This is a genomic window from Agathobacter ruminis (assembly GCF_002735305.1).
GTDB classification, from domain to species: domain Bacteria; phylum Bacillota; class Clostridia; order Lachnospirales; family Lachnospiraceae; genus Roseburia; species Roseburia ruminis.
Window position 1 is genome coordinate 1 of the sequence record NZ_PDYG01000076.1, and the last position, 649, is coordinate 649.

Below are 649 nucleotides of genomic sequence, written 5' to 3' on the forward strand. Positions count from 1 at the left end.
ATTTTATACTACAAGTCCAATGACAACTTACAAATCCTCCCTTAGAATTATTTACAGAAATAATTTTAAGGGAGGATTTTTTATGAGCGAGAAAATGTTAGTAACACAGGCTCTTGACGAAAGAGACCTATTAGTAAAGAAGATAGCAGATAAAATTGATAAAGCAAGCTTTGTGGATACCATAAAGCCAAATGAAGACAAAGTGTATTTCAAACGTATTGATAAGGATGAATATGCGAAAGAGGCTGAGTCTGCATATCAGCAGATAGTTGATTTGATTGATAGATTCCAGAAGATTGATGCAGCGATTGTTGCCTCCAATGCTGAGACAGAGATCACAACATCATATGGAGCATTTACTGTAGCCGGAGCAATTGCGCTAAGAAGCAGATTGCGTAGACAAGGAAGCTACGGTAGAGAAGCTGATTTTGAAGGAATTCTTAAGTCTAAGATGCAGGATGAATATAATGTGCGCGTACGTACATGTGATCTCAAGAACAGTCAGCTTCAGAACACGGCAGAGAGCATGCGCCTTAGCATTCTCGGAAAAGACAGTAAGACCAAGGATGACAAGCCACTTGGTGTGGTAGAAGCATACGTCAAGGAGAATACTACAGAGCTTGTGGATCCACTTGATATTAAAAAAAAA

The 649-nt window shown here is 38.8% G+C and carries 1 protein-coding gene; it reads left to right on the forward strand.

The window, feature by feature from the left end; all coding sequences use genetic code 11:
- Positions 1–82 precede the first annotated feature (82 nt).
- Positions 83–649: hypothetical protein (locus CSX02_RS09745; protein ID WP_099386551.1), on the forward strand; the 567-nt coding region annotated here is incomplete at its 3' end.